Source organism: Ruoffia sp. FAM 26255, from assembly GCF_045528525.1.
In the GTDB taxonomy this organism is placed as follows: Bacteria; Bacillota; Bacilli; order Lactobacillales; family Aerococcaceae; genus Ruoffia; species Ruoffia tabacinasalis.
In genome coordinates this window covers 1-7,242 of record NZ_JBGQQX010000077.1, presented here as the reverse complement: position 1 = coordinate 7,242, position 7,242 = coordinate 1, and the positions used below count along the sequence as shown (strand labels likewise).

Here is a 7,242-nt window from a genome sequence, read left to right as displayed (position 1 = left end):
ATGACGGATTGTCTACAAATATTTAGTCTTTATACCTTTGAGTCTACGATTATTATGACAGAAATTAACTTAGTTCACGAATGAAATGAGTGTGGCTCAGATTGTCCACGTTCATAGGACCAGTATATGGAGTTGCGGTTTGTCCTAAGTTCAGTCAACTCAAGCCAAATGGAGTTGCGGTTTGTCCTAAGTTCAGTCAACTCAAGCCAAATGGAGTTGCGGTTTGTCCTAAGTTAGCACAACTCAAGCCAAATGGATTTCGGTTTGTCCTGAGTTAGCTCAACTCAAGCCAAATGGAGTTGCGGTTTGTCCTAAGTTCGGTCAACTCAAGCCAAATGGAGTTGTGGTTTGACTAGAGTTCCCACCGCATCTTAAATTTTAGTATAATGGTATAACAATCAGTTAGAATTACAGGAGGTATTTTGATGAATGAAATTAAATGTCCCCACTGCGGGACACTATTTACGATTGACGAAGCGGGGTATGCAGATATTTTAGCCCAAGTTCGAACAAAAGAATTTAATGAAGAGATTCATGAAAAACTCGAGCAGATCAACGCCCAACATAAGAGTAATTTAGCTCTAATTGAGGAAAAGACGAAGAATTCCTTTGACAAGCAAATTACAGAAAAAGATAAAGTTATCGCTGATTTGGAGAATAAAACCGCTTCGCTAGAAAAAGACAAAGAACTCGAACTACAAAAAGCTTTAGCGGCAAAAGACAGAGAATTGACTGAGTTGAATGCGCGAATTCAAGCGATTGAAAATGAGAAGAAACTTGAATTGTCAGAAAGCAATGCAGCTAAAGAAAAAGCGCTGATGGAGTTAGAGTCTAAGATGACGCTTCAGGAAAAGGAACGGGAATTAGAGTTAAACTCAGTTAAGGAAAAATACGAAACAGAAATGAAGTTAAAAGACGAGACAATTGCATTTTATAAAGATTTTAAGGCGAAGCAATCGACTAAAATGGTTGGTGAAACTTTAGAACAGCATTGTGAAATTGAGTTTAACCGCCTTCGAATGACAGCTTTCAAAAACGCAGAGTTTGGTAAGGATAACGATATTAAATCCGGAAGTAAGGGCGACTACATTTATCGTGAGAACGATGAGCACGGCAATGAAATTATCTCAATTATGTTTGAGATGAAAAATGAAGGCGATGAAACGGCAACGAAGAAAAAGAATGAGCATTTTTTTAAGCAACTAGATAAAAACCGAAATGACAAAAAATGTGAATATGCGATTCTTGTCTCAATGTTAGAATCTGATAATGAACTCTATAATAATGGAATTGTTGATGTATCGTATGAATATGAGAAGATGTATGTGATTCGTCCACAATTTTTTATCCCGATTATTACACTCCTTCGAAACGCAGCGATGAATTCGCTAGAGTACAAGCAAGAAGTAGCTTTGATGCGTGAACAAAATATCGATATAACAAATTTTGAAGAGGATCTCGATACATTCAAGTCGGCATTCGCTAGAAATTATGATCTGGCAAGTCGAAAGTTCAAAACAGCGATTGATGAAATTGATAAGACGATTACGCATCTGCAAAAAACAAAAGATGCCTTAGTCTCTTCCGAAAACAACTTGCGATTAGCCAATAACAAAGCGGATGACTTAACGGTTAAGAAATTAGTTCGAAAGAACCCAACAATGAAAGCGAAATTTGATGCATTAAATTAAAAAAAGAAGCACTTGGAATCTATCCAGGCGCTTCTCTTTTTTTAAATTTTAATTCCATGTAAAAATAAATCGACAATACTTTCTATCGAGACGAATTGATAACGTTGCATGTCTGGGCTGATGTAAGGGGCAATCACTATAAAATAATGCGAAGCGATTTCCTCAGCAGTATGGTCCGGACGTAGCTTCGTCAAATTTTCCTTAAACAAATCTACAAAAGGTTGTTTGTAGCCATTTAAGAAGATAGTGTACAATTTGGTCTTACTCTCATCAGATAAATCAGATTCCATATCTTTCATCATTGTATAGATATCGACGGGATCGTTATCTTGGAGGTAGCGGGTCATACGGTTGAGACGCTCTTGTAATGATAAATGACTGTTATGGGCAATATAATTCAGTTGAATATTCACTTCATCTCCGAGTTGTTCTAGGACGGAAATGTATAAAGTCTCTTTATTTCGAAAATGATGATAGAGATTCGGCTGGGTAATCCCTACTTCTTTTGCGATGTGACGCGTTGAAGTTGCCTTGTAACCGTCGGTCATAAATTTTTTACGGGCAGTATCTATAATCATTTGTCTCGTTGAAATCTCTTTAGAGGTCAATATACTCGCTCCTTCCTTCTTTAATATTATACATCGAATTGTTGAATTTACTAGGTGAATACCAAAAAATATCTTGCATATGAAAAAATTGACTGATATACTTATCGCGTGATAAGTTAAATATAAAATTAGAGGTGAAGATATGTTTTTAGCTTGGAAAGAAATTAAATACGCCAAGACGCGTTTTTCATTAATCGTCGGTGTATTAGTATTAGTGAGTTATTTAGTTTATTTTTTAACTGGCTTAGCCTTCGGTTTGGCTCAAGATAACCGAACAAGTGTGGATAAATGGGAAGCACAAGCAATTGTATTGGCAGACGAAGCCAATTCAAATATTAATATGTCAATGATGCCACAAGGTTTAATCAATGATATTGAAGCTGACGAGATAGCCGTTCTAGGACAAACTGCAAGTGTTGTAAGTCGCGATAATCAGACTGAAGCTGAGCAAGAAGAGAATAAAATTTCAGTGACATTCTTCGGAATTGATTCAGAGCAATTTATTGCACCAAATATCGTTGAGGGTGAGATGTTTCAAGAAGACTTTCAAGTTGTGGCAGATATTAGTATCCACGAAGAGTTTGGTATTGAAATTGGTGACGTTTTAAATCTTGCGGGAAATGATGAGCAAGTTGAAGTCGTTGGTTTTACCGACAACGCGAAATTCAATGTCGCTCCAGTACTATACACAACTATTTCAACATACCAAGACGTGCGGTTCGAAGCAATTGATGATTCGGATGAAGGGCGTGTGAGTGCCTTTATTATTCGTGATGATGATTTAGATAGTGTCGAGTTGGATAATGAAGACTTAGAGCTGTCAACAATCTCTGAATATATTGAAGAAATCCCTGGATACACAGCCCAAGTATTGACGTTTGGTTTAATGATTATTTTCTTAATTATTATTGCGGCTGTTGTGATTGGAATCTTCATGTATGTGTTAACTGTACAAAAATCAAGCATGTTTGGGGTGATGAAAGCCCAGGGTATTTCTACGAAGTACATTGCGACATCTGTTGTGAGCCAGACATTTATCTTATCAGTCATTGGTGTAGCCATTGGCTTGGTGCTTACAATGGGGACAGCGATGGTGTTACCGAGTACGGTGCCATTTGCCTTTAATATGTACTTTATCTTAATTATAACCGTATTAATTGTCTTGTTTGCCTTATTAGGCGCGTTCTTCTCAGTAAGAACGGTAGCCAAAATCGATCCGCTAGAAGCAATTGGATAGGAGGGGTTCTATGAAGAAAGCAATTGAAGTAAAAAATGTGTCCAAAACATTCGATGATGGACGTAAAGAGATTACAGCTTTAAAAGATACGAACTTTTCGGTTGAAGAGGGAGAATTTGTTGCGATTATCGGACCAAGTGGTTCAGGTAAGAGTACATTTCTAACGATTATTGGAGGCCTTCAAGCGCCTAGTAAAGGGGAAGTCTTGATTAATGGCAACAAGTTCAGTGAAGAGAATGATAAGAAACGAACGAAGCTACGCTTTAAAGAAATCGGCTTTATCCTACAAGCATCTAACTTAATACCTTTCCTAACAGTTGAGGATCAGTTGCGTCTTGTGAATAAAATCGAAAAAAAGGCATTCGAAAAAGATCGAGTGGATTCCTTATTAGAACAATTAGATATTACGGACTTACGGGATAAATATCCGAGCGACCTTTCAGGTGGAGAACGCCAACGTGTAGCGATTGCGCGTGCCTTGTTCCATGATCCGTCAGTGATTTTAGCCGATGAGCCAACAGCTAGTTTGGACTCGAGTCGTGCGTTTGAAGTGGTTGAAATATTGGCCAAACAAACAAAGGAACAGAAAAAAGCAACGATTATGGTTACCCATGATGAGCGTTTAATCAAGCATTGTGATAAAGTTTATTACATGGAAGACGGCGAGTTGCGCTTAGATACAGATAATAACAAATAGGTTAAATCGAAAGAAAGAGAGCATTTTATGCAATCTTTCTTTTTATTTTTAGTATGATAAATCAAAAGACAAAGGAGTCACTTATGAATCAAGATGTAAGAATTGGTTACGCGTGTTTGAATCCCGATATTAGCCAAGGATTCAAGACGTGTCGTTTTGATAATTTAACAAATGACAAATGGATTGAATTGATTGAGTGGAATCTGGCGACATTGGAAGAGATGATTACTTATACAGTTGATCACGGAATCGGTTTACTACGTCTATCGAGTGATCTCATTCCTTTTGCGACGAAGCCTAAAGAGGGTGTGGACCTGGATTGGAAAGAGTATTTTGAATCAACGTTCAATCGTATTAAAGACAAAGTACAATCAACTCAGTTACGAATTTCGATGCATCCAGGACAGTATACGGTCTTGAATTCCATGGATATGAATGTGGTCCAACGAGCGATTGACGACTTGGAGTACCATTCGGAATTGTTAGAACTACTTGGAGGCAATCAGACGAACAAAATCATTATCCATATTGGTGGGGTGTATGGTGATAAAGAAGGCGCAATGGCACGCTTTATTGACCAAGCCAATCAGTTATCTAAACGCGTGCGCGGGCACTTAGTCATTGAAAACGATGAGCGTTTATATAGTATTCATGATGTTCTTTCTATTAGTGAGCAGACCGGATTACCCGTTATTTTTGATAATTTGCATCATGAAGTGCGTCTTCCACTTGATGACACTCCATTGAGTGACTATATTCAAGCTTCCGGTCGAACTTGGCAGCCAGCTGATGGTCGTCAAAAAATTCATTACAGTCAACAAGCGCCTGGAAAAAAAGCCGGTGCCCATTCCGAGACGATTGCGATTCGACCCTTTATTGGATTTTTAGAGCAGCTTCCTCCTGATCAGCCGATCGATATTATGTTAGAAGTCAAAGATAAGAATCGGTCTGCAGAAAAGATACAAATCTACTTGGATCAAGATATCGTTGCTACTGAGAAGTTATGGGCCAAGCGGAAGTATGCTGTGTTGGCGAAGTCGGCGAGCATTTATCAAAAGATACGTAACGTATTAAAAAATAAGGAAGATACAGACTTTATCTTATTTATTGAGCTTCTTGAACAAGCAGAGAGTGTGCCGGAAGATAAGGGTGCAGAAGTGAATGCCGCTCAACATATTTGGGGTTATTTTAGAAAACAAGCCACCAATAAAGAGGAAGCGAATTATCAAAAAATCCTCGCGCAATATCAAGCTGGAGACATAACAGTTCGTCAGTTACGTCAGTTCTTTAAGCGGTTGTTGAAGAAATATCCGAATGATTATTTGGAGAAGAATTTGTATTTTAATGAATAAAAAATGTGGAATTAAGAGAGGGGAGATATTATGTTAGTAATGAATCCAACGAAAAAAACATTACCTTTGTTTTCGCACATTGAGAAAGTAGACAATGAAAAAAGTGCCAAACATTTCTCAAAAATAAATCCATTTTATTCTTGGCATGCTAATTACGTTACAGTAAATCGTAAAAAGGTTTTGTTTTTAGTCAATGATTTAACCTTTTTACCGGTCGTTTTAGCGGATATCAATGCGACGGAGAAGAAACAATTAGATGCCCATATTGAAGATGGCATTCAACTGGCTTTTCAAATGCTTGGTATTCCAAAAGGAAAAATCCGCCGTTATTTTGAAAATGCTCGAAGTATTAAAGTAAACAAAAATCATAACCGAACGATTTCAAGTATTGTGAATAACTATATTTATTTACTAGAGTATTTTCCTTTAGATTGGGAGCGAGTTCCTCAAGTTAGAATAATGGCGGCTTTGAATGACCATATCTTCTCGTCGAATGATTACAAACCAGCAGACGAAACAACTCGCATGGCTTTTGAAAATCACTTAGATATTTTAGACAATGAGTTTAAAGAAGAAGAGACGGAATTCGTTGATACGTCGTTTAAGGCTAATACTAATGAAGCGATCGCTGCTTTTGGCATTTATTTAAAAGAAGAGCTAGAGCTGAGTGACAAAGTTGTAAAACGGCATAACGATAATGCAAATCTATATGTGCAAGAATTACTAGTATATCGAAGTTATCAACCTGACTTAAACGAACTTGACTTTTTAACTCTATTCTTGAGTGGTTATATCGTTGATAAAGGGATTGTTCAGTCGCAAACAGGCGTGCAACAGATGGGGACTTCGTTGAAGAAATATTACCGATTTTTAGCTGACGCGCATAAAATAACTGCTTCTCAACATAAAGAAATTAAAGATGTCATTGGCGAAAGTGTCGAAGCGGGTAAGAGTTTGTTCATTTATACTTCATTCGATATTGATTATTAATAACGCAAACACACACCCGTGAAATGATTCATGGGTGTGTTTGACGTTTAAAAGTAATCTTTTTTCTTTAAGAAGATAGCCATTGAAGCAGTTGAGATAACAACCAAAATGAGGACTCCAAGTGTTCCGTAATCAGAATTTTCTCCTGGTAAGCCTCCGGCGTTAATTCCCCAAAACTCGGAAATTAAACTGGCTGAAGCGAGAACAAGTGAGAGCGAGTTTAAGAATTTCATTAATTTATTTAAGTTGTCGCTGACAAGATCTGAAAATAAACTGCTGACACTATCTAATAAGTCACGGTAAACGTGGACAAGCTTTATGACTTGACGATTATACCATTTTAAATCATACTCGAGTGCTGAGTTGTCAAGTTTGTTAGTGAATGTTTCAGTTGCTAATAACTCTGATACCGTCTCATCCAAGGTTTCAATCGTGTGTTCTAAAATAACGAGATTCCGTTCTGTATCAGCTACTTTTCGAAGGACATCTCCACTCGTAGAATTTTTGGCTTTGTTATTTAAATCATCGATGGCTGCTTTTTGCTGTTGCAATTCATCGTGTAAATTTGTGTCAAGTCCATAATCTTGTGTAAAAGTCTCAATGTAGTTATATCATCTGGTCATCATGCACATTACACTTGTAAGAATGTCCGAGCGTTATTTTCCCA

At 37.4% G+C, this 7,242-nt stretch carries 7 protein-coding genes; 5 read left to right on the top strand and 2 right to left on the bottom strand.

Features of this window, described 5'->3' with window-relative positions; genetic code table 11:
- Positions 1 to 425 precede the first annotated feature (425 nt).
- Positions 426 to 1,691 (top strand): DUF2130 domain-containing protein, encoded by a 1,266-nt coding sequence (locus ACEN31_RS10685; RefSeq protein ID WP_197105002.1) that lies wholly within the window; start codon positions 426 to 428, stop codon positions 1,689 to 1,691.
- A 41-nt stretch (positions 1,692 to 1,732) separates the two neighbouring features.
- Here ACEN31_RS10685 and ACEN31_RS10680 read toward each other — a convergent pair whose 3' ends face one another.
- On the bottom strand, positions 1,733 to 2,299 hold the full coding sequence (locus ACEN31_RS10680; protein WP_138405168.1) for a TetR/AcrR family transcriptional regulator: 567 nt from the start codon (positions 2,297 to 2,299) through the stop codon (positions 1,733 to 1,735).
- 142 nt (positions 2,300 to 2,441) lie between these two features.
- On the opposite strand from ACEN31_RS10680, the gene ACEN31_RS10675 reads away from it, so the two are divergent.
- From ACEN31_RS10675 to ACEN31_RS10660, 4 genes are all read left to right on the top strand, one after another.
- Positions 2,442 to 3,536, top strand: a complete 1,095-nt coding sequence (locus ACEN31_RS10675) for an ABC transporter permease (RefSeq protein ID WP_338487618.1) — start codon at positions 2,442 to 2,444, stop codon at positions 3,534 to 3,536.
- Positions 3,537 to 3,546: 10 nt separating this feature from the next.
- Positions 3,547 to 4,233, top strand: coding sequence for an ABC transporter ATP-binding protein (locus ACEN31_RS10670; protein WP_138405166.1), 687 nt, complete (start codon positions 3,547 to 3,549; stop codon positions 4,231 to 4,233).
- 83 nt (positions 4,234 to 4,316) lie between these two features.
- Entirely contained in the window at positions 4,317 to 5,585 is a 1,269-nt protein-coding gene (gene uvsE / locus ACEN31_RS10665; protein ID WP_407109397.1) for a UV DNA damage repair endonuclease UvsE, read from the top strand.
- Between the two features lie 30 nt (positions 5,586 to 5,615).
- Positions 5,616 to 6,575, top strand: a complete 960-nt coding sequence (locus ACEN31_RS10660; protein WP_407094140.1) for a DUF6933 domain-containing protein — start codon at positions 5,616 to 5,618, stop codon at positions 6,573 to 6,575.
- A 47-nt stretch (positions 6,576 to 6,622) separates the two neighbouring features.
- On the opposite strand, the gene ACEN31_RS10655 is transcribed toward ACEN31_RS10660, so the two are convergent.
- Positions 6,623 to 7,177 (bottom strand): CorA family divalent cation transporter, encoded by a 555-nt coding sequence (locus ACEN31_RS10655; RefSeq protein WP_407109398.1) that lies wholly within the window; start codon positions 7,175 to 7,177, stop codon positions 6,623 to 6,625.
- Between the last annotated feature and the right edge of the window lie 65 nt (positions 7,178 to 7,242).